The organism is Arsenicicoccus piscis (genome assembly GCF_022568835.1).
GTDB lineage: Bacteria > Actinomycetota > Actinomycetes > Actinomycetales > Dermatophilaceae > Arsenicicoccus > Arsenicicoccus piscis.
In genome coordinates this window covers 386,929-408,931 of the sequence record NZ_JAKZHV010000001.1, presented here as the reverse complement: position 1 = coordinate 408,931, position 22,003 = coordinate 386,929, and the positions used below count along the sequence as shown (strand labels likewise).

Below are 22,003 nucleotides of genomic sequence, written 5' to 3'. Positions count from 1 at the left end.
GCTCGCAGCCGGTCAGCTGAGGATGTCCTTGCGGGCGAACCGGCGGTAGCCGAGGGCCACGAACACGATCGTGTAGAGCGTGGCCCACAGCGCCCCTCGGCGCAGGTCGGTCCAGTCGACCGCGTCGAGGGGCCCGGGCGCCAGCAGGTCCATCCACGCGCGCGAGTAGTGCCCGAGCAGGGCGTCGCGCCAGGTGCCGAGGGCGTCGATCGAGTCCAGGATGCCGGACACGATCAGCACGATCACCGCCCCGCCCACCGCGGCGAGTGGGGTATCGGTGCGCACGCCGACCCAGAACGCGATCGCCGCCACCGGCAGGGCCGAGACCAGCAGGTAGCCGACGATGACGAGCAGCCGCGGCCACAGCTCGGACCAGGGGATGCTGCCCCCGCCCGGCACGAGGAAACCCGCGGAGCCGTAGGCAACCCACCCGACGAGCAGCGACCAGCCGGCGAGCAGCAGCACGGCGGCGACCAGCGACCCGACGCCGACCAGGAGCTTGCTGGTCAGCAGCCTGGCTCGGGTGACGGGAGCGGTGAGCAGGTAGCGCAACGAGGCCCAGGACGCCTCGGCGGGCACGGGGTCGCCGGCGAGCAGGGCCGCGACGATCGCGAGCAGCAGCTCGGCCGAGACCAGCAGCACGAAGATGGTGAAGTTGGCCGAGCCGCCGGTCGCGAGATCGACCATGCGGGTGCCGTTGGGGCGCCGCCCGGAGTCGAGCGCGAACGCCGCGACGAAGATGACCGGCAGCGCCAGCAGGATGCCGAAGATCCACAGGGTGCGCCGGCGCCCGAGCTGGCGCCGGGTCTCGGCGCGCAGCGACAGCGGGGCTCGGCGGTGCGCGCTCATCGGGCCCTCACCTGCCGCAGCCGCTCGCTGAGCGAGGCGCTCTGGTCGGCGTCGCTCGCGTGGGCCTGCTCGATGTAGCGCAAGAAGACCTCCTCGAGGTGTCGGTGGCCGGCGACGGCGACGATCTCGGCGCCCTGCCCGACGGCCGCCCGCACCACGTCGGCGCGGCTCAGCGTGGCGCGCACCGTGACACGGGCGCCGGTGCGGTCGACGGACGGGGGTGCGATCTCGACGGCCTCGACACCCGGCACCGCGCGCAGCGCCTCGGCCAGCGGGGCCGGGTCCTCGGCCGCGTCGAGGTCGAGCACGGTGACGTCGTCGCTGGAGAGCAGGTCGGCGACGGCTCCCGCGGCGACGACCCGACCGGCGTGCATCACGACGACGTGGCTGCAGGTCTGCTCGACCTCGCCGAGGAGGTGGCTCGAGACCACGACGGTGCGCCCGGTCGCGGCGTAGTCCTGCAGGATCGGGCGCATCGCCGCGATCTGGGGCGGGTCCAGGCCGTTGGTCGGCTCGTCGAGGAAGAGCAGCTCGGGCTTGCCGAGCATCGCCTGGGCGATGCCGAGCCGCTGGCGCATGCCCTGGCTGTAGGTGCGCACGGGCCGGTCCAGCGCGCCACCGAGCGCGGCGACCGCGTAGGCGTCCTCGAAAGCGGCCTCCTCGTCGGGGCGGCCGGTCGCCTCCCAGTAGGCGTGCAGGTTGGCCCGCCCGCTCAGGTGCGGCAGGAACCCCGGCCCCTCGACCAGGGCACCGACCCGGCCGAGCACCGCGGACCCAGGGCCGACCGGCTCACCGAGGACGTAGACGTGGCCGCTGTCGGGCCGGATCAGCCCGAGCATCATCCGGATCGTGGTGGTCTTGCCGGCGCCGTTGGGCCCGAGCAGGCCGACCACCTGACCGCGCTCGGCGCGCCAGGACACGTCGTCGACCGCGCGGTGGCCGTCCTTGTAGGTCTTGACCAGGTCCTCGACGACGAGCGGCACGTCGGCGAGATCGTCGCGGCGGTGCAGCGCGCGGCGACGGTGTCGCCGCCAGGCCCCGAGGCCGAGCAGCCCGAGGAGGGCGGCACCGATGGCGATCGCGACCCCGAGAGACTCCCGGTCCAGCGGCGCGGCGGCGGCGCGGGGCACCGGCAGGGTCGGCAGTTCCAGCTGCGTGGCGGCGAGCGAGACCTGGTCGAGCCGAACGTCCCGCGGGTTGGCGAACGCGCTGTCGGTCGTGGTGAGCAGGACCCGCCAGCTGGTGCCGGCGGCCAGATCGTAGGTGCCAGGCGGCAGCGCCACGGTGACCTCGCGGGTCTGCCCGGCCGGGATGGTGACGCGCAGCGGCGCGACCAGCGAGCGGGGCCGCGTGACGTTGCCGCCGCGCACCTGCCACAGGGTCGCGTAGAGCGTGACCTGGGTCCCGGACGAGCGCACCCGCAGCCGGACCCGCGGTGAGCCGACGACCAGCGTCTTGGCCTGCACGGCCGACGTGGTGAACGCGATCGACGAACCAGGAAGTGCCGCAAGGGGATACGTCGGGAGGGATGCCGCTGCGGTGCCGAGCCCCGGGACGGTGGTCACCGACGCGGGCTGGCCGCCAGGGGGCGTGACGACCTGGCCGCCGGCGCCGCTGATCGGCAGGGTGGTGCCCGAAGCGGTCAGCCCGGGGTAACGGTCGGAGGTGGCGAGCGGGGTGGTGCTCGCACCCCGGGGGAGCGGCAGGGTGTAGCTGAAGGCCGGGCCCGGACGCGCCGCCCCGCGGCGGCCCGGGCTGTCGACGAGGAAGTGGCGCAGCCAGTCGACGGTGGCCTGCTCGTCGGCGTCGGCCGTCGTCGAGGGCGCGTCGTGACCGCCGTCGGTCCACCGGACGGCCACCGTCGTGCCGGCAGCGGTCAGGGCACGCGCCGTCGCATCGGCCTGGTCGAGGCCGAAGAGGGTGTCGGTCTGCCCCTGCACGAGCAGCGTGGGCGCGGTCAGCCGCCCGAGCAGCGGGGCGGGGCTGTGCCGGCGCAGCAGGTCCAGCAGGGCCTGGTCCGGCGTGCCGCGCTCCATGGCCGTGACCATCAGCCGGCAGACGGTGGGGTCGTAGCGCCCGCAGAGCGCTGCCCCGCTCGCGGCCGCCCGGGCAGCCGCCCCCGCCGCAGGGGTTGCTGAGGGGTTCGTGGATGGCGATGCTCCGTCCCCGGGCGAGGGTGAGCCGGACGGTGAACCGCCGAGCGCACCGGCGAAGAAGCGGGCGCCCCACAGCTGCTTGAACGGGCCGGGGGTGGCACCCGATGACGAGTCGGCGCTGGAGGCCGAGGCGGACTGGGGGAACAGCGCGTCGGCCAGGTCGTGCCAGGTGATCGACGCGACGTCGGCGTCGATGCGGGGGTCGGTGGCGGCCAGCATCAGGGCGAGCGCGCCGCCGTAGGAGCCGCCGACGACCGCCACGCGCGGGTCCTTGGGCCCGTCGAGCTGGACGTCGGGCCGGGCGGCGAGCGTGTCGACCAGCCGCTGGGCGTCGGCCACCTCGAAGGCGGGGTCGTCCAGGTGGACGCGCCCGCTCGAGGCGCCGAATCCTCGCGCGCTGTAGGTGAGGACGACGAAGCCCTCGCCGACCAGGAGGACGGCGGCGTCCTCGAGGTCGGCCTTGCTGCCGCCGAGCCCGTGGGCGAGCAGGACGGCCGGGTGCCGCGCCGTCGAGCCCCCAGCGCCCGCCGGCGCGTAGATCGTGGTGTCCAGGGTGACCGGGGTGCCGTCGGGCTCGGGCCCGACCGCGATGCGCTGAACGGCCGTGAGATAGCTCGGCGCGGCGACAGCCGTGAGATAGCTCGGTGCAGTGCCAGCCGCGAGACGGCCCGGCGCGGCGACCGCCGTTGCGGCCGGCCCGGCCAGGCTCACCAGCGCAGCGGCGAGCATCGAGACGAGCATCGAGACCAGCCCCGGGACGAGCGCGGCGACCCACCGCCGTCTCGTGCCCGGGCGTCCGCATCCGCCCGCGTGCTGCTCGCCTTCGTCACCCATGGCGTGACGCTAACAGTCGGGTGTGACAGACCCCGGCCGCCGTCCGGGGGTCGGTTCAGCCGCGGTCGCGCACCTGGTCGCGGTCACGGTCCCCGCCGTCGTCGCCGCGGCCGAGGATGCCCACGGCGATCCAGGCGATGGCGACCACACCGGCACCGATCGGCGCGTAGCCGTCGACGTCGCGGAAGGCCGCCATGGAGACGCCGTAGAGGATCGTGATGGTCAAGGCGATGAAGGAGAGGGTTCGTCGTTCCATGACGTCAATCCTGGCCGTCAATGCCGCCCGTCACCCATGACACCTGTCACCCACCCGGGGCGGACGGGCGTCACCTGATCCCTCGCCGTGAGCTCCACCGGGGCCACGAGCTCGACCCGGGTGGTGAAGCCGTGGACCGGCTCCTCGTCGTGGCTGACGAGCACCACGGTGGTGCCGTGCTCGCGGCTGCGCCTGACCACGGCCTCCAGCACGGCCGTCGCGGTGGCGTGGTCCAGGTGGGCCACCGGCTCGTCCAGCAGGTAGACGGGACGCTCGCTGAGGTGCGCCCGGGCGAGTCCCAGCCGGGTGCGCTCACCGCCGGACACTCCTCGCGCGCCGGCGCCGAGGTGGGTGTCGAGGCCGTCGGGCAGCGCTGTGAGCCAGCCGTCCAGGTCGGCGTCGCGCAGCGCTGCCCGCAGGGCGTCGTCGTCGGCGCCGGGGCGGGCGAGCCGCAGGTTCTCCCGCACGGTGGAGGCGAAGACGTGCGGCTCGTCGTCGAGCACCGCCACCCGGGCGCGCAGGTCGGCAACGGCGACGTGATCGACCGGGGTGCCGCCGAGCAGCAGCCGCCCCGACGAGGGGTCCAGGTGGGTGGCGAGCACGGCCAGGAGGGTGGACTTCCCGCAGCCGTTGGGGCCGGTGACGAGCATGCGGTCGCCGGGGGTGACGGTGAGGTCTACGGGGCCGAGGGCGGGCCGGCCCGCGACCCACTCGGCGCAGAGCTGCCGGCCCTCGACCGCAGCCGGGCCGGAGTCCAGAGCCAGGTCGCCGTGCGGGCCGAGGGCCGGGGGCTGATCGAGCAGGGCACCGAGGCGCTCGCGGGCACGCGCGGCGCGGGCCCAGGAGCCAGCCGCGTCGGGCAGCAGGGCGAGGGCGTCGGCGACGGCGACCGGCGTGAGGACGAGCAGCGCGCCGACCGCGTCGGAGAGACCGCCGCGGACCAGGTCGGCCACGTGCAGCGCCATGACCACCGTCGTCGCGGCGCACACCAGACCGGTCAGGATCAGCCCGCCGGCGCGCCACAACGAGCGTCGCCGTTCGGCGTGGGCGGCGATGGCCTGCGCGGTGTCGAGCTGGTCGAGCAGCTGGCCGGTGGCACCGACGGCCGCGATCTCACGGGCCTGGGTGACGATCAGGGTCGCGAGCCGCGAGACGTCCTCGCGCGCGGCGAGCAGGGTCTGCTGCGAGCGGCGTTCGCCCCACCCGGTCATCGCGGCCCCGGCGGCGCAACCCAGCAGACCCGCCAGCACGATCAGGGCCGCGACGTAGGACCAGAGCGCCACGGCCAGCACGCTCAGCAGCCCGGCCACGGCCGCTCCGACGACGGGCACCACGACCCGCACCTGCGCGTAGACCTGGTCCTCCAGGTCGTCGACGGCGCCGGTGAGCACCTGGCTGCGGGAGCGCCGGCCGAGGCGCGCGGGGGTGAGCGGGATCAGCCGTTCGTAGACCGTGACCCGGTCGTCCGCGAGCTGACCCAGCGCCCGGTCGTGGGAGAGCAGCCGCTCGGCGTAGCGCAGGGCGGGCCGGGCCATGCCGAACGCGCGCACCCCGACGATGGCCGCCATGAGGGTGAGGATCTGCGGGCGGTGGCTGGCCGACACAACGAGCCAGCCGGACAGTGCGGTGAGGGAGATGCCACTGGCCGACGCCAGTCCACCGAGCAGGCCGGGCCCGAAAGCACCATCGCCGAAAGCACCATGGCCGAAAGCACGACGGCGCCTCATCGCGTCACCTGCCGGTCGGCGCGGGCCGCGAAGGAGGGCCGATGCGTCACGACGACCACCGGCCGCTCGGTCGCCACCGACACGAGCAGGTCCTCCACGTGCGCGGTGCCGGCGGCGTCGAGGTGGGCGGTGGGTTCGTCGAGGACGAGGACGGCCGGGTCGTGCAGCAGGGCCCGGGCGAGCGCGAGCCGGGCGCGCTGCCCGGCGGACAGCCCGACCCCGTCGTCACCGATCGTCGCCGACAGCCCGCCCGGGAGGCCGGCGACGGTCTCGGCCAGCCCGACCCGCGTGAGCGCCTGCCACAGCCCGTCGTCGCGGGGCCGCTGGTGCGACGCCAGGCCGAGGGTCAGGTTGTCCCGGATCGTGCCCGGCACGAGGAACGGTCGCTGCGAGACCAGGTGCGGTCCGCGGCCCGCCGCCAAGCCGGTGACCTCACCGCGGGTCGGCGGTCGCAGACCGCACAGCACGTCCAGCAGGGTCGACTTGCCGCTGCCGGACGGTCCGGTGATGACGGTCAGTCCGGGGCCGAGGTCGAACGAGAGAGACTGCAGCACAAGGCTTTCCGAGCCGGGATAGTGGTAGTCCACGTCGACCAGCCGGATCGTGCCCTCGTCGAGCGACGCGTGCGCATCCCTCGACGCGTCCGCACCTCTCGATCCCACGGGCACCCTCGACCGGCCGGACGTCCCGGCAGGCAACCCGGCGGCCGACCCGTCCAGCACCTCGACCGCCTGGGAGAGCGCGGCGGCGCCGTCTGCGGCGGCGTGGAACTCCTGACCCACCCGACGGATCGGCCAGTAGGCCTCGGGGGCGAGCAGGATGGCTACCAGGCCGGTGTGCAGGTCGAGGTCGCCCCAGGTGAGCCGGATGCCGACCGACACGGCCACGAGGGCGACCGAGATGGTGGCGAGCAGCTCGAGCGCGGCCGAGGACAGGAAGGCGAGGCGCAGCGTCGACATCGTGGCCCGGCGGTGCCGCTCGCTGGTCTCGGCGATGACGGTGGCCTGACGCTCCGCCCGCCCGTAGGACACCAGGGTCGGCAGCCCGCGCATCACGTCGAGGAAGTGACCGGCGAGCTGGGCCAGCGTGGCCCAGCGACGCGCGCTCGCCTGCGCGGTGGCGCTCCCGATGAGGGCGGCGAAGAGGGGCAGCAGCGGGACGGTCAGCAGCACGAGAATTCCGCTGCGCCAGTCGATCACGAGCATCGTGGCGATCGCGAGCACCGGCAGCACGGTGCCGCTGACGAGCGCCGGCAGGTAGCGCGCGACGTACGGCTCGGTGGCGGAGGCGCCCTGGGTCACGAGGGCTACGGCGGTGCCGGGGGCGAGCGCGTCGCCCCGCTCCGGCCGCGCCAGGTGCGCGACCAGCGTGCGTCGTAGACCGGCCGACACGGTCCGCGACGCCCAGGAGGCCGCGAGCTCGGTCGCGCCCGCGAGCAGGGCGCGCACGGCGAGCACAGCGGCAAGGACCAGCACCGCAGTCCCCACCCCGGAGCGAGCCAACCCCGAGCCACCCAACCCCGAGCCATCCACCACCACCGTGACGGCCGTGGCCAGGGCGAACGCCTGCGCCAGCGCCGCGACCCCGGCGGCCACGCCGAGCAGCACCAGCACGGCCAGGGGTCGGCGCGCCGCCGGGAGCAGGCGCAGGACGGCGGGGTCGAACGGCTTCATCCGATGCGTTGCCCGCGCTCGTCCTGGGCGAGCAGCTGATCGGTGGGCTCGTGCGGCGCCGGGATGTGCTGGGTGCCGATCCGCTTGCGGAAGACCCAGTACGTGTAGCCGGTGTAGAGCAGCACGATCGGGGTGAAGATGAGCGCGGCTCCGGTCATGATCTTGAGCGTCAGGTCGGAGGCCGACGCGTTCTGGTAGGTCAGCGACCAGGCCGGGTTGGTGCTCGAGGGCATGACGTCGGGGAACAGCGCGGCGAACAGCGCCCACACGGCCAGCGCGATGGCGAGCAGCGACCCGAGGAAGGCCTTGCCCTCGTGCCCGGCTCGGATCATGACGAGGCCGATGACCAGGAAGACAGCGGCGAGGAACGACAGCGCCCAGGACAGCGGGCTACCGGTGTGCACCATCATCACGCCGAGGAAGACGACGGCGAGCAGGGCCGCGACCAGCCCCGCCTTCCACGCGAAAGCCCTTGCCTGGAAACGGATCTCGCCGACGGTCTTCAGCGACACGTAGATCGCCCCGTGCGTGAGGAAGAGCGCGGTCGTCGTCAGCCCGCCGAGGAGGCCGACGGGGCCGAGCAGCGTGAACAGGGTGCCGGTGTACTCCATGTCGGCGTTGATCGGCACGCCCCACACGATGTTGGCGAAGGCGACGCCCCAGAGGAACGCGGGGACGACCGACCCGATGACGATGGCGAGGTCCCAGCGACGCCGCCAGGTGTCGTCGTCGCGCTTGTGGCGGTACTCGAAGCCCATGTTGCGCACGATGAGGGCGACGAGGATGAGCAGCAGCGGCAGGTAGAACCCGCTGAACAGCGTGGCGTACCAGTGCGGGAACGCCGCGAAGGTCGCTCCGCCGGCGGTCAGCACCCACACCTCGTTGCCGTCCCAGACCGGGCCGATCGTGTTGATCAGCACCCGCCGGCGACGCTCCACCTCGGCCGCGCCCTCGGGCCCGCGGGACCGCCCGCCGAGGATCGGCAGGAGCATGCCGACGCCGAAGTCGAACCCCTCGAGGACGAAGTAGCCGGTCCACAGGACCGTGATGAGCAGGAACCAGATGAGCTGGAGATCCATGTCAGGTCAACGCCTCTCAGTAGGCGAAGGCGAGGGTGGAGTCCTCGTCGCTGTGGTCGTCGGGCTGGGCGACCGGCTGGGCGCCGGCCTTGGCGTACTTGAGGAACAGGGAGACCTCGATGACGGCGAGCGCGGCGTAGAGCACCGTGTAGACCGTCATCGACAGCAGCACCTCCCAGCTCGCGACGCTGGGCGAGACGCCGGTCGCGGTGGTCATCTGGCCGAACACCAGCCAGGGCTGTCGACCCACCTCGGTGAAGATCCAGCCGAACGAGCAGCCGACGACCGGCAGCAGGGGCGTCGCGATGATCAGCCAGTGCCACCAGGCCCGTTCGCGACGGCTGGTGCCGAGGTGGTTGGGGTGCCGGGTGATCCACAGCGACCACGCGGCGAGCGCCATGCTCAGCAGGCCCACACCGATCATCAGCCGGAAGGTCCAGTAGGACAGTGGGATGTTCGGGACATAGCCCCCGGCGTCGGCCGTGAGCGGGTTGCCCGCGTAGGTCTCGGCATACTGCTTCTTGAGGTCGTTGATGCCTTGGACCCGACCCGAGAACGAGCCGGTGCCGAGGAAGCTCAGCAGGCCCGGGATCTCTACGGAGGCAAGGGGTTTGGACCCGTCCAGGGTCCCGACGGTGAAGATCGAGAAGGGTGCCGGCTCCGCCGTCTCGTAGAGCGCCTCGGCCGCCGCCATCTTCATCGGCTGCACCTCGGTCATCACCTTGCCCTGCAGGTCACCCGAGACGACGACCCCGAGGCCGGCGACCAGCGTGACGATGGCACCGACGCGAGCCGCGCGGCGATACATCTCGCGGTCCCGGAGCCCGCCGCGCGACGCGAGCACGCTTGTCGCACCGGCGGATTCGTCCGACTCGGACAGCTCGGCCAGCCCCTGGCGACGACGCCAGTGCCACAGGGCCACCGCCAGCACCATCGCGCCTCCGGCCATGTAGGCCGCGAAGATCACGTGCGGGAAGGTGACGAGCTGGACCTTGTTGAACAGCACGGCGACGAAGTCGGTGAGCTCGGCTCGCCTCGTCTCGGGGTTGTAGCGGTAGCCCACGGGGTGCTGCATGAACGAGTTCGCCGCGAGGATGAAGTAGGCGGAGAGCACGGTGCCGATGTGGACGATCCAGATCGTCGCGGCGTGCAGCTTCTCGGGCATCCGCCCGCGCCCGAAGATCCACAGGCCGAGGAAGGTCGACTCCAGGAAGAACGCGAGGAGCGCCTCGAACGCGAGCGGCGCCCCGAAGATGTCGCCGACGAAGCGGGAGTAGCTCGACCAGTTCATCCCGAACTGGAACTCCTGCACGATGCCGGTGACGAGCCCGAGTGCGAAGTTGATGAGGAAGAGCTTGCTGAAGAACTGCGCCAGCCGGTCCCAGTGCTCGCCGCGGGTGCGGATGAACGCCGTGTGGAAGCCGGCCACCACGGCGGACATGCCGATCGTGATCGGCACGAACAAGAAGTGGTAGACGGTCGTGATGGCGAACTGCCACCGCGCCAGGTCGAGGTTGTCCATCGCCCCTCCGGATGCTAGATCGAGACGAGTGGCACGCTACGGGGCGGGCCGGAGCAGGGCCAGAGCCGGGTGCCCCGCAGGCGCGATCGTTGGCCCACCGCATCATCACGCTCGGTGACGGGCATAGCAAGAGAACGTGGCGATCTCCACCCAGGCGGGGACAGCACGAGGCCCCGGGCTCAGCCGGGGGCCTCGTGCTGTGAGACCGATCACGTCCGTTCGGGTGGTCCGAACGTGTCCGTTCAGGCGTCGGGATACCCATTCGGGTTGTTGGACTGCCAGCGCCACACGTCGGCGCACATGTCGTCGATCGTCTTGGTGGCCTGCCAGCCCAGCTCGGCGTTGGCCTTCGTGGGGTCGGCGTAGGACGCGGCGATGTCGCCGGCGCGGCGGGGGGCCACGACGTAGGGCAGCTCGCGACCGACGGCGCGGGAGAAGGCCGCGAGCATCTGCTTGACCGAGGTGGGGTTGCCGGTGCCGAGGTTCCAGGTCGAGACGGGGGCGTCGGTGCTACCGAGCTTCTCCAGCGCCGCGACGTGACCGGCGGCGAGGTCCTCGACGTGGATGTAGTCGCGCTCGCCGGTGCCGTCCTCGGTGTCGTAGTCGTCGCCGAAGATGTTGAGGTGCTCGCGCCGACCCACGGCCACCTGGGCGATGAACGGGACGAGGTTGTTGGGGATGCCCTGCGGGTCCTCACCGATGGTGCCGCTCGGGTGGGCGCCGACGGGGTTGAAGTAGCGCAGCAGCGCGATGCGCATGCTCGGGTCGGCCACGGCGACGTCGCGCAGGATCTGCTCGATCATCACCTTGGTCCAGCCGTAGGGGTTGGTCGCCGAGGTCGGGAAGTCCTCCTTCATCGGCACCGGCGCGTCCTCGCCGTAGACCGTGGCGGACGAGGAGAAGACGAGCTTTTTCACGCCGTGCTTGGCCATCGCCCGCACCAGCGAGAAGGTCGAGTCCAGGTTGTTCTCGTAGTACTCCAGCGGCTTCTCCACCGACTCGCCAACGGCCTTGAACCCGGCGAAGTGGATCACCGCGTCGAACGGCTCGCTGGCGAACAGGTGCTCGGTCTTGTCGTAGTCGGTGAGGTCGAAGCCGTGCACCTCGATGGGTTGCCCGGCGAGAGCCTCGAGCCGCGCCATGACGGTGGGCTTGGCGTTGGAGAAGTTGTCGACCACGACGACGTCGTGACCCGCGGACAGGAGCTGAAGGACGGTGTGCGAGCCGATGTAGCCGGCACCCCCGCTGACGAGAACGCGCATGGGGTCGAGCCTACGGGCTGGGGCCGTGCGACGGGCGCGTCTCGGGTGAGCCGCGAACGTGCGGTGACCGAGCGGTCGCCCGGCCATACTGGCGTGGTGACTCAGCGTAGCCTTGTCGCCTTCCGCGGCCTCGAGATCCTCTTGGCTCTCGTCGGCCTGGAGTTCGTCTTCAACGTGATCCCCATCGACGAGCGGATCGTCCTCGGTGCGTGGAACGCGCTGGCGATGTTCTTCCTCGTCGCCGGTGGGGCGGCCCTGTGGTGGGGCGCCCGCGTCGACGACCGCGCGCAGGCGAGCGGCACGATCACAACGATCGACGTCTCCCTGCTGGGGCGCTACGTCTGGCTGCCCCCCGCCATCACGAGCCTCGTCGGCGTCACCGCCGCGCTGGTGTCGACGCTGGTCAAGGCCGACGCGGAGGTGGACTCGCACACCAAGCTCGCGTTTCAACATCCTCGGCACCGCGGCCATGGTCTTCTCCTGGGCGATCCTGCAGACCGGTTTCGCGAGCCTCTACGAGCGCGCCCACGCCCGCGAGGGCGGCCTGCGCTTCCCGGCCACCAGCACCCCTCGCCCGGTCGACTTCGTCTATCTGGCCTTCACGCTCGGGTCGTCGTTCGCGACGAGCGACGTCGAGATCACCTCGCGCCGGATGCGCTTCCGGGTGCTGCTGCACAGCGTGCTCAGCTTCTTCTACAACGCCGCGGTCGTCGCCCTCGCGATCTCCGTCATCACCGGCAAGTAGACCGACCCTGACGTCTCAGGCCGCCACCGCCTCCTGGGTCGGCGAGAGGGCGAGGACGACGCAACCGGCGACGCTGAGGGCTACCCCGGCCGCCGCAGGCGCACCCCAACCGGCCCGCACCGTGTCGCCGAGCGCGACGAGCCCCACCACGCCGGGCACGATCGACTCGACCACCCACAGGACGGCGGTGGTCCCGCCGAACGAGCCGCGCTCCAGCGCCCGCGCATAGAGCAGCGTGCCGAGCCCGCCGCCCACGCACACCATCCAGGCGAGGGGCGACACCAGCAGCTCGAGCGACACCGACAGACCGCCGCCCATCAGCGCGCGGCCGGCGAGCGCCGCGACCGCGAAGCCCCCGCCCGCGATGCCCGCCAGCACCACCGCCGGCAGCCGGCTGTAGCCGACGAGCCCGGCGACCACGAGCACCGCGAGCGCCACGGCCAGGGCGGGGACGAACCACGCGGCCGGCCGGACCGTGGACTCGGGCCCGGCGCAGAGGGCCACCAGCGCGAGGCCGGCCGTGGCCAGCGCCACCCCGAGCCAGTCCTGGCGGCGCAGCGCGAGGTGCAGGACCGGCCACCCGATCACGACGGCGACCGCGAGCGACCCTGCGAGCATCGACTGCACGACGAAGAGCGGCAGCCACACCATCGCCACGAGCGACAGCGCCCAGGCGAGCAGGTCGGCGAGGATGCCGAGCAGGTAGGCGGGGTGGCGCACCACGGCCGGCCCGCTCGCCCGGCGCGCGGCGAACCCCTGCAGCACCGAGGCGATGCCGTAGAGCGCGGTGGCGCCGAGGGCGGCGAGGAAGGCCTGCGTCATCGCGGGGTCGACGGCTACAGGTCGACGTGCGCGCCCATGGCGACCGTGCGGTCGGGCGGCAGGTGGAAGACGCGGACCCGGTTGGCGGCGTTGTGCGCCATCGCGACGAACAGCGCCTGCCGCCAGCGCGGCAGCTCGGGCCGAACCCCGCGGTGCACGGTGATGGCGGAGAGGAAGTAGCGCGCCTGCGCCACGTCGACCTTCATCTCGGACTCGACCAGCTGCGGGGCGGCGAGCCGCAGCGCCTTCGGGATGTCCTGGTCGTCGTTGAAGCCGAGCCGCACGCTCACCGCGAAGATGCCGTCGTCCTCGTGCCCGAGGTCGTCCACGCTGATCCGGTCGACGTGCCGGATGTGCGGCACGTCCTCGTTGACGATCCGCAGGATGACGACGTGCTCGTGCAGCACCTGGTTGAAGTCGGTGTTGGCGCGCAGCGCGAGGGGGGTGGTCTCCAAGGTGGGGTGCGGGTAGACCGCGAGGCCGGGGACGCGTCGGACCTTGTGCTCGTTGACCTCCTCGATGAAGCCGGTGAGCGGCCCCTCGAGCTCGACCCGGCGCTCGGTCACCAGCTTGGCGCCGGTCCGCCAGGTGGTCATCACGACGACGACCCCGGCGGCGATCAGCAGGGGCAGCCAGCCGCCGGTCACCAGCTTGGTGAGGTTGGCGGCGAAGAAGGTCAGCTCGGCCCCGCCGATCACCACGGCGAAGAGCGCGAGCTTCCAGGTCGCCCAGCCCCACACGTGGTGGGCGAGCAGCAGGAACAGCCCGGTCGTGAGCAGCAGGGTGCCGGTCACCGCGAGCCCGTAGGCCGTGGCCAGCCGCGCCGACGCCTGGAAGACCCCGACCAGCAGCAGCACGCCGCCGAACAGCAGCCAGTTGATCGCCGGGACGTAGATCTGGCCGCCCTCCTCACGGCTCGTGTGGTTCACCGTCAGGCGCGGCAGCAGCCCCAGCCGGACCGCCTGGCGGGACACCGAGAACGCCCCCGAGATCACCGCCTGCGACGCGATGACGGTGGCGAGCGTGGCCAGCACGACGAGCGGCACGGTCGCCCAGCTCGGCGCGAGCGAGAAGAACGGGTTGGCGACGGTGCTCGGGTCGTGCAGCATCATCGCGCCCTGCCCGAGGTAGTTCAGCAGCAGCGACGGGAAGACCAGTCCGAACCAGGCGAGCCGGATGGGCCGGGCACCGAAGTGCCCCATGTCCGCGTAGAGCGCCTCGGCACCGGTGATCGTCAGCACGACCGCCCCCATCGCCACGAAGGCCACCCAGGGCCGGTCGATCCCGAACAGGATCGCGTAGGTGGGGGAGACGGACCGCAGGATCTCGGGGTGCTGCGCGATGTGCGGCACCCCGAGCACGGCCAGCAGCACGAACCAGCAGACCATCACCGGCCCGAACGCGCGGCCGACGACCTCGGTCCCGAACCGTTGCACGACGAACAGGACGGCGAGGATCCCCACCGAGCACGGCAGCACCCAGCTGGCGAAGCCCGGGTTGGCCACCTCGAGCCCCTCGACCGCCGACATCACCGAGATCGCGGGCGTGATCACGCTGTCGCCGTAGAACAGGGCGGCGCCGACGATGCCGAGCAGCAGCACGACGGCCGTGGTGTGCCGGTCCGAGCCCAGCTTGCTGCGCAGCAGAGCGGCCAGCGCGAGGATGCCGCCCTCGCCGTCGTTGTCGGCGCGCAGGATGAACGCGACGTACTTGATGCTCACGACCACCGTGATCGACCAGAACACCAGCGAGATGACGCCGTACACGTCCTGGTGGGTGGGTTCTACGGTGTTGTGCTCGATCGAGAAGACCGTCTGCAGCGAGTAGAGCGGGCTGGTGCCGATGTCGCCGAACACCACGCCGAGGGCACCGAGCGTGAGAGGCCCTAACGGCTTCTGGGACATGAGTCACCATCCTCCGACCCACCACTGAGGCTCCCCTGAGGAAGCGCATGCTTCAACGGTGTTGCGCAGTTCGCGACCTGGACGCCCCTTGCCGGAGCGCGCACGTGCGGCAGAATCGACACGCACCGACCATAGACCCCGACCACGACCCGGTCGAGAAAGGGGCCCCCTGTGCCCACCACCGTCAAGGGTGTCATCGCTCGCGCCAAGGGCGCCCCGGTCGAGATCGTCGACGTCATCGTGCCCGACCCGGGCCCCGGTGAGGCCGTCGTCGACGTCCAGAGCTGCGGCGTCTGCCACACCGACTACCACTACCAGCAGGGCGGCATCAGCGACGACTTCCCGTTCCTGCTGGGGCACGAGGCGGCCGGCGTCGTCTCGGCCGTCGGCGAGGGCGTCACCGATGTCGCCGTCGGCGACTTCGTCATCCTCAACTGGCGCGCCGTCTGCGGTCAGTGCCGAGCCTGCCTGCGCGGCAAGCCGTGGTACTGCTTCAACACCCACAACGCCAAGCAGAAGATGACGCTGACCGACGGCACCGAGCTGTCGCCCGCGCTCGGCATCGGCGCGTTCATCGAGAAGACGCTGGTCGCGGCTGGCCAGTGCACCAAGGTCGACCCGAGCGTCCGCCCGGAGGCCGCCGGCCTGCTCGGCTGCGGCGTGATGGCCGGCCTCGGCGCCGCCATCAACACCGGCAACGTCGGCCGCGGCGACAGTGTCGCCGTCATCGGTCTCGGCGGGGTCGGCATGGCCGCCGTCGTCGGCTCGCGGCTCGCCGGCGCGGCCAAGATCATCGCCGTCGACAAGGACCCCCGCAAGCTCGAGCTGGCCACCTCGATGGGCGCCACCGACACCATCGACGCCACCAGCGCCGACGTGGTCGAGGCGATCCAGGGCCTGACCGACGGGCACGGTGCGGACGTCGTCATCGACGCGGTCGGCATCCCCGCGACCTACAAGCAGGCGTTCTACGCCCGCGACCTCGCCGGCACCGTCGTGCTGGTCGGCGTGCCCACCCCCGAGATGACCCTCGAGCTGCCGCTGCTCGACGTCTTCGGTCGCGGTGGCGCGCTCAAGTCCAGCTGGTACGGCGACTGCCTGCCGAGCCGCGACTTCCCGATGCTCGTAGACCTCTACCAGCAGGGCCGGCTCGACCTGGACGCCTTCGTCTCCGAGACGATCAAGCTCGACCAGATCGAGGACGCGTTCGCGAAGATGAAGACCGGCGACGTGCTGCGCTCGGTGGTCACGCTGTGAGCGCCCGCATCGACAAGATCGTCACGTCCGGCACGTTCAACCTCGACGGCGGCAGCTGGGAGGTCGACAACAACGTGTGGTTCGTCGGCGACGACGAGGAGTGCGTGGTCTTCGACGCCCCGCACGACGCGCAGGCCATCGCCGACGCCGTCGGTGACCGGAGCCTGCTCGCCATCATCTGCACCCACGCGCACGACGACCACGTGCGGGAGGCGGTCAAGCTCAAGGAGCTCACCGGCGCCCCGATCTGGCTGAATCTCGCCGACCTCGAGCTGTGGCAGCAGACCCACCCGGACGTGCTGCCCGACGTGGGCGTGAGCGACGGCATGACCGTGCGGGTCGGCGGGGTCACCCTGCAGGCCATCACCACGCCGGGGCACACCCACGGCGGCACCTGCTGGTACTCCAAGGAGCTCGGCGCCCTCTTCTCCGGCGACACCCTGTTCGACGGGGGGCCCGGCGCGACCGGTCGCAGCTTCTCGGACTACCCGACGATCGTGTCCTCGATCCGCCAGCGGCTGTTCACCCTGCCGCCGGACACGGTCGTGCACACCGGTCACGGCTCCGACACGACCATCGCCTCCGAGCGCGCGGGCTCGCCCACCTGGCCTGCGTGACCGCAGGCCGGCGCGTCCGGGGCGCGTCGCTGGACGGCTCCCACGTGGAGACGGTCCGGCACGGCATGATGAGCGCTGTGCCGGACCAACCTCTTGCCCTGCGTGCCGTCCGCGGGAGCCTGCGCGGCCTCGCCGGGCTGCCGCCCCGCGGGCTGCGCGTGCTCGCCGGTCGCCAGCGGGTGGTCGACGGGCAGACCGTGCTCCCCGAGGTGCAGATCATGCTGCGCCTGCTCGACAACGCCCCCGGACAGGCCATCGAGGACCTCGACCTGGAGGCCGCCCGCGAGGAGCTGGACGCCGAGGCCTGGCTGTTCGCCGGCGCGGTGCACGTGGCCGCGGTGCGCGACATCCAGGTCCCCGGCGCGGCGGGCCCGCTCGACGTGCGGGTCTACGACCCGGCGCCCGGCCGCGGCAAGGGTCTGCTGGTGTGGTTCCACCCGGGCGGCTACTGCCTCGGCTCGCTCGAGACGAGCGACGCGGTGTGCCGTCACCTCGCCCGCTACAGCGGCCAGGCCGTCGCGTCCGTCGCCTACCGGCTCGCGCCCGAGGCGCCGTTCCCGGCAGCGGTCGAGGACGCGGTCGCGGCCACCCGCTACCTGCGCGACCACGTCGCCGAGGTCGCCAGCCCCGGGGGTCGGGTGGCGGTCGGCGGCGAGTCGTCCGGCGCCACGCTCGCGGCGGTCGTCGCCCGCGAGGTGGTCGAGGACGATGCCCCCGAGCTCGCCTTCCAGCTGCTCGTCACCCCGCTCGTAGACCTCGTCGGTCGGCGCCCGTCGCACCAGGTCTACGGCGACGGCTTCGGCCTCACGACCCGCCTGGTCGACTGGTACGCCGACCACTACCTCGGTTACCTCGGCGCCGACCGCGGTGCTGGTGGTGGTGCCGGTGCGGACGTGGCCGCCGACCCGCGGCTGAACCCGCTGCGCTACACCAGCCTGCGCGGGGTGGCGCCCGCCCATGTCGTGGTCGCCGGGCTGGACCCGCTGCGCGACGAGGGCCTCGAGCTGGCCGACAAGCTGCGCGCCGACGGCGTCGAGGTGAGCGTCGACGACGTCTCCGGCTTCATCCACGCGGCCATCAACGCCACCGGCCTGTCCCGGACCGCCCGCGGCATCCTGCAACGCTGCGCCGACGAGCTGCGCGACCACCTCGCGCCCCGCCTCACGCGATCGTGAGCCCCTTCGTCTTCACCGCCGCCGGCTCGACCACCGGTCGCGTCCACCTCGACCTGGGCGGGGACGACTCTCGCCACGACTCGTCTCAGCAGGTGGAGGCCGTGCTGGTGGAGGCCCTGCGCACCGAGACCGAGCAGGCCTTTGCCGAGCACGGGTGGACCCGCATCGAGACCCACGTGGCCGGCCGCGACCTGACCGCGCAGCGGGTGGCCCAGCGGGCGGGTCTGCGCCGCGAGGGGCGGCTGCGAGGCGCCGCGACCGACGGCGACGACCTCCTGGTCTACGCCCGGCTCGTGACCGACCCGGCCCCCGGGTCGCGCGACGGCTTCACCGGGATCCTCGACTCGATCATGCCGCTCAAGCGCAACATCGCCCAGGGCGTCGTGTGGGACGAGCAGGGCCGGGTGCTGCTGTGCGAGACGACCTACAAGCGGGACTGGGACCTGCCGGGCGGCATCGTCGACCCGGACGAGCCACCCTCGAAGACTGTCGAGCGCGAGCTGCACGAGGAGCTCGGCGCCGACGTCGTGGCCGGCGCGCTGCTGACCGTGGCGTGGCTGCCGCGCTACAAGGGGTGGTCGGACGCCACCTTGTTCGTCTTCGACCTGGGCTCGCGGGACCAGCTGCCCGAGCACCTGGACCTGCAGACGCGCGAGATCCGGGCCGTCCACTGGGCCGACCGGGCGACCGTCGCCACCCGGTGCGCGCCCTACGCGGCCCGCCTGCTGCACCTGCTGATGGACCGGCGCGACGCCGGGGCGACCGGCACGGTCTACGTGGTGGACGGGGAGCCGCACGAGCCCTGAGGCCGGGCGGCGCCCCGTCGGGGCCAGCGCTCGATCGAGTCAGCGCTCGATCGAGTCGGGCAGCAGCACGTTGAGGATCATGGCCACCAGCGTGATCACGATCGAGCCGAGCAGCGCGTCCCAGAAGAAGTGGTCGACGTGGAAGTCCAGCCCGAGCGGGCCGGCGAGCCACGACGTCACCTGCAGCATCAGCGCGTTGACCACCCAGGTGAACAGGCCGAGCGTGAGGATGATCGCGGGCAGCGAGAAGAACACGACGATCGGCTTCAGCACGGCGTTGACCAAGCCGAACACCACGGCCACGAGCACCATCGAGAGCAGTCGGGTCGACGTCGCGTTGGCCTCCTCACCGAGGTGGATGCCACTGACGACGAGGGCTGCGGCTCCGAGGGCGATGGCATTGACCACCGTCTTGATGGCGAACGATCTCATGTGCTCATCCTCCCACGTCGGTCCTAGAGTGTGGCCATGACAGCCACCACCTCTGGCTCTGGCTCGCCCGTCGGGCTGCGTGCGGCGCTCGCCCAGGTCCCCGACTACGTCGCCGGTCGGCCGGCACCGGTCGTCGAGGGGCTGACGACCTACAAGATGAGCAGCAACGAGAACCCTTACCCGCCGCTGCCGAGCGTCGTCGGCGTCATCGCGGAGGCGGCGACCGAGGTCAACCGCTACCCGGACATGGCGGTCACCGACCTGGTGCAGGCGCTCGCCGACTTCATCGGGGTGCCGCACGACCACATCTCCACCGGCACCGGCTCCTCGGCCGTGCTCAGCCAGCTCATCAACGCCACCTGCGACGAGGGCGACGAGGTGGTCTTCGCGTGGCGCTCGTTCGAGCTCTACCCGATCGCGACGGCCATCGCCGGCGCGAAGGCGGTGCGCGTGCCGCTCACCCCCGACCACCGCCACGACCTCGACGCCATGGCGGCCGCCATCACCGACCGCACCCGCCTGGTGATCGTGTGCACGCCCAACAACCCGACCGGCACCAGCGTCCACCGCGACGAGCTCGAGGCGTTCCTCGCGAAGGTGCCGCCGTCGGTGCTGGTCGTGATCGACGAGGCCTACGTCGAGTTCGTCCGCGATCCCGACACCCCGGACGCGCTCGAGCTCTACCGCACCCACCCGAACGTCGCGGTGCTGCGCACCTTCTCCAAGGCCTACGGCCTCGCCGGCCTGCGGATCGGCTACGCCGTCGCGTCGTCCGAGGTCACCGCCGCGCTGCGGCGCACGGCGCTGCCGTTCGGCATCAGCGTCGTCGCCGAGGAGGCAGCCGTCGCCAGCCTCGCGGCCTACGACGAGCTCGACGCCCGGGTGACGGCCGTGGTGGCCGAGCGGGACCGGGTCGTGGCCGCGCTCACCGCCCAGGGCTGGGAGCTGCCCGACAGCCAGGCCAACTTCGTCTTCTTCCCGCTCGGCCCGGCCGGCGCGGCCTTCGAGCAGGCGTGCTACGACGCCGGTCTCGTGGTCCGGCGCCACGGCGACGAGGGCGTGCGCGTGACGATCGCGGAGCCCGAGGCCAACGATCGGCTGATCCGCGTCGCGGGCGCCTTCGACAGGAGTAGCATCCAGCCAGGCTGACGGCGCACCGCGTCGGCCGACGACCGGAGGGGACCAGCAGGGGGCTGGCCGGTCCGCGTGGACCGGTGATGACTAGTTCGCGCGGGCGATTTGTCGCCATTGTCGTTGTCGGGGTCGGTGCACCAGCGCACTATTGTTGGGTGGGGACCATGGGTGAACGCCGCATGCGCGGCCGGGGCGGAGCCGAGGAGGCCGGCGCATCGAGCGCCTGGGCCCCCGTGCTGGGCCTCGTCGGCCTCTCCGCCGCCTCCCTCGCCGCCTTCACCGCGATCGGCGTCGCCTCGATGGGTCCGCAGCCCCGCACCGTCGCGCTCGACACGTCCACCGTCACCACGGCCCCCAGCGCGCCCGGGAGCTCGGGCGGTCAGGACCCCGCCGGCGACTCGTCGCGCTCAGGTGACTCGCCCGCGGCCCTGCCGCCCACTGCCACCCACCGCCTCGACGCCGGCAGCTGGGTCAAGCACGGCACGCCCGCCATCGGCACCCCGCTGCTCGCCGTCGGCGGCGGCCCCGCGGTCGGCGTCGGCGAGATCGCCGCGGCTCCGCTCTTCCTGCCCGGCTCGCTCGGTCAGCTGACCCAGGCCGACGTCCTCGCCGCCGGATCCCGGTCGGTCACCGAGGGGAGCGCGCTCGCTGCCCTGCAGGGCACCTTCCTGCTCGGCCCGCAGCTCGCCGGCGTGCAGGTCCTTGCCTCCGACGCCGGGGTCAAGGCCGCCACCACGGTGCGCGCCGGCGCCGCGGGGTCCACCTCCACCGTCGAGGCCACCGCCGTCATGGCGGCCCTCGCGCCGGTCGCGTCGACGCTGGTCGCCGCCGGCGCCGCCCCCGACACGCCGCTCGTCGCGATCGCGGCCCTGGCCCCCGGCGCCACCGACCAGACCCTGACCCGGCAGGCCGTCATCGCCGCCGCGGCCGTCCCGTCGGCGGCACCCACCGACACCCTCGCCGGGGTCGCCGCGATGGCGCGCTCGGCCATCGAGCCCGCCGACGGCTCCGCCGTGGCCCGCACCCAGGCCGCACCGTCGACCGCGCCTCCGGCCGCCTCGAGCGGCGCCTCGACCGGCGCCACCGCGCCCACCACCTCCGGTGGTGCCCCGGCCACCGGGCCGAGCGCCGCGACAGGCAGCGGTGCGACCACCGGTGCGGGCAGCACCCCCGGCTCCACGCCGGCGGCCACCCCCGGGACGGGTGGCTCCACGCCAGGCTCCACCGGGTCTACGACTCCTGGGGGGACGGCGACCGGGCCGGCCACTGCGACCACGACACCGGGCACCGGCACCAGCGCGCCGGCCACCAGCCACCCGACGGCCACGCCGACCGGCGGCGGCCCGACGACCAGCACAGCTCCCACCACGCCGGCCCCCACCACGACGAAGGCGACCCCGGTGCCGACCGACCGCACCCCCACGGCGACGGCGACGCCGACGAGCACCGGCGTGCAGGTTGCCCCGGCCCCGACGCCCACCAAGCCGACCGGTGGTGGCGGCCTGAGCGTCTCAGGTGACGCACCGACCCCGCTCCGGTAGATTCGGCGGTAGCCCAGCCACCCCTGCTGGGCGGGTCGGCACCGTCGCCACACCCCGCTGACGGTCGCGGCCAACACCGGGACCGGTGGCGATCCTGGCCGGTCGGACGAAGGGAGCTCCATGAGCAGCGACAGCGGCGTCGCCGTCACCCCGGAGGTCGGAGACCCGTTTGCGCGGGTCGTCCCCCCGCCGGACCCCGACCGGCGACCGGG

At 72.8% G+C, this 22,003-nt stretch carries 18 protein-coding genes; 7 read left to right on the top strand and 11 right to left on the bottom strand.

Annotated elements, in window-relative coordinates:
• Nucleotides 1-12 precede the first annotated feature (12 nt).
• From MM440_RS01865 to galE, 8 genes are all read right to left on the bottom strand, one after another.
• Nucleotides 13-849 (bottom strand): ABC transporter permease, encoded by an 837-nt coding sequence (locus MM440_RS01865; RefSeq protein WP_241441491.1) that lies wholly within the window; start codon nt 847-849, stop codon nt 13-15.
• Nucleotides 846-3,839, bottom strand: a complete 2,994-nt coding sequence (locus MM440_RS01860) for an alpha/beta fold hydrolase (protein ID WP_241441490.1) — start codon at nt 3,837-3,839, stop codon at nt 846-848. The genes MM440_RS01865 and MM440_RS01860 overlap by 4 nt, the downstream gene beginning before the upstream one ends.
• Before the next feature lie 55 nt (nt 3,840-3,894).
• Nucleotides 3,895-4,095 (bottom strand): hypothetical protein, encoded by a 201-nt coding sequence (locus MM440_RS01855; protein WP_241441489.1) that lies wholly within the window; start codon nt 4,093-4,095, stop codon nt 3,895-3,897.
• Nucleotides 4,096-4,112: 17 nt separating this feature from the next.
• Nucleotides 4,113-5,822 carry a thiol reductant ABC exporter subunit CydC gene (cydC, locus tag MM440_RS01850; RefSeq protein ID WP_241441488.1) on the bottom strand — a complete coding sequence of 570 codons (1,710 nt, stop codon included), beginning with the start codon at nt 5,820-5,822 and terminating at the stop codon, nt 4,113-4,115.
• Nucleotides 5,819-7,495 carry a thiol reductant ABC exporter subunit CydD gene (gene cydD, locus MM440_RS01845; protein ID WP_241441487.1) on the bottom strand — a complete coding sequence of 559 codons (1,677 nt, stop codon included), beginning with the start codon at nt 7,493-7,495 and terminating at the stop codon, nt 5,819-5,821. Before cydD ends, cydC begins: the two co-directional genes overlap by 4 nt.
• Nucleotides 7,492-8,574: a cytochrome d ubiquinol oxidase subunit II gene (cydB, locus tag MM440_RS01840; protein WP_241441486.1), complete on the bottom strand. Its 1,083-nt coding sequence runs from the start codon at nt 8,572-8,574 to the stop codon at nt 7,492-7,494. The genes cydD and cydB overlap by 4 nt, the downstream gene beginning before the upstream one ends.
• 16 nt (nt 8,575-8,590) lie before the next feature.
• A complete protein-coding gene (locus MM440_RS01835) occupies nt 8,591-10,096 on the bottom strand; it encodes a cytochrome ubiquinol oxidase subunit I (protein WP_241441485.1) in 1,506 nt (501 codons plus the stop codon).
• Between the two features lie 242 nt (nt 10,097-10,338).
• Nucleotides 10,339-11,358, bottom strand: coding sequence for a UDP-glucose 4-epimerase GalE (gene galE / locus MM440_RS01830; protein ID WP_241441484.1), 1,020 nt, complete (start codon nt 11,356-11,358; stop codon nt 10,339-10,341).
• 205 nt (nt 11,359-11,563) lie between these two features.
• Between galE and MM440_RS17185 the strand changes: the two genes are divergently transcribed.
• Nucleotides 11,564-12,103, top strand: a complete 540-nt coding sequence (locus tag MM440_RS17185; protein ID WP_338155588.1) for a DUF1345 domain-containing protein — start codon at nt 11,564-11,566, stop codon at nt 12,101-12,103.
• 15 nt (nt 12,104-12,118) lie between these two features.
• Here the strand turns inward: MM440_RS17185 and MM440_RS01820 are convergent, their stop codons facing one another.
• Complete coding sequence (locus tag MM440_RS01820) at nt 12,119-12,925, bottom strand: hypothetical protein (protein ID WP_241441482.1); 807 nt, start codon at nt 12,923-12,925, stop codon at nt 12,119-12,121.
• Nucleotides 12,926-12,939: 14 nt separating this feature from the next.
• Nucleotides 12,940-14,829: a potassium transporter Kup gene (locus tag MM440_RS01815; protein WP_241441481.1), complete on the bottom strand. Its 1,890-nt coding sequence runs from the start codon at nt 14,827-14,829 to the stop codon at nt 12,940-12,942.
• 171 nt (nt 14,830-15,000) lie between these two features.
• On the opposite strand from MM440_RS01815, the gene MM440_RS01810 reads away from it, so the two are divergent.
• The 4 genes from MM440_RS01810 to MM440_RS17180 are packed head-to-tail and all read left to right on the top strand — an operon-like array spanning nt 15,001 to nt 18,684.
• Complete coding sequence (locus MM440_RS01810; protein WP_241441480.1) at nt 15,001-16,086, top strand: S-(hydroxymethyl)mycothiol dehydrogenase; 1,086 nt, start codon at nt 15,001-15,003, stop codon at nt 16,084-16,086.
• Nucleotides 16,083-16,703 carry an MBL fold metallo-hydrolase gene (locus MM440_RS01805; protein WP_241441479.1) on the top strand — a complete coding sequence of 207 codons (621 nt, stop codon included), beginning with the start codon at nt 16,083-16,085 and terminating at the stop codon, nt 16,701-16,703. Before MM440_RS01810 ends, MM440_RS01805 begins: the two co-directional genes overlap by 4 nt.
• Nucleotides 16,700-17,878, top strand: coding sequence for an alpha/beta hydrolase (locus MM440_RS01800; protein ID WP_241441478.1), 1,179 nt, complete (start codon nt 16,700-16,702; stop codon nt 17,876-17,878). The genes MM440_RS01805 and MM440_RS01800 overlap by 4 nt, the downstream gene beginning before the upstream one ends.
• On the top strand, nt 17,875-18,684 hold the full coding sequence (locus MM440_RS17180; RefSeq protein ID WP_241441477.1) for an NUDIX hydrolase: 810 nt from the start codon (nt 17,875-17,877) through the stop codon (nt 18,682-18,684). The genes MM440_RS01800 and MM440_RS17180 overlap by 4 nt, the downstream gene beginning before the upstream one ends.
• 39 nt (nt 18,685-18,723) lie before the next feature.
• Here MM440_RS17180 and MM440_RS01790 read toward each other — a convergent pair whose 3' ends face one another.
• Entirely contained in the window at nt 18,724-19,116 is a 393-nt protein-coding gene (locus tag MM440_RS01790; protein ID WP_241441476.1) for a phage holin family protein, read from the bottom strand.
• A gap of 36 nt (nt 19,117-19,152) precedes the next feature.
• On the opposite strand from MM440_RS01790, the gene hisC reads away from it, so the two are divergent.
• Nucleotides 19,153-20,265, top strand: a complete 1,113-nt coding sequence (gene hisC, locus MM440_RS01785) for a histidinol-phosphate transaminase (RefSeq protein ID WP_241441475.1) — start codon at nt 19,153-19,155, stop codon at nt 20,263-20,265.
• A gap of 149 nt (nt 20,266-20,414) precedes the next feature.
• Nucleotides 20,415-21,791, top strand: coding sequence for a hypothetical protein (locus tag MM440_RS01780; protein ID WP_241441474.1), 1,377 nt, complete (start codon nt 20,415-20,417; stop codon nt 21,789-21,791).
• The last annotated feature ends 212 nt before the right edge of the window (nt 21,792-22,003 follow it).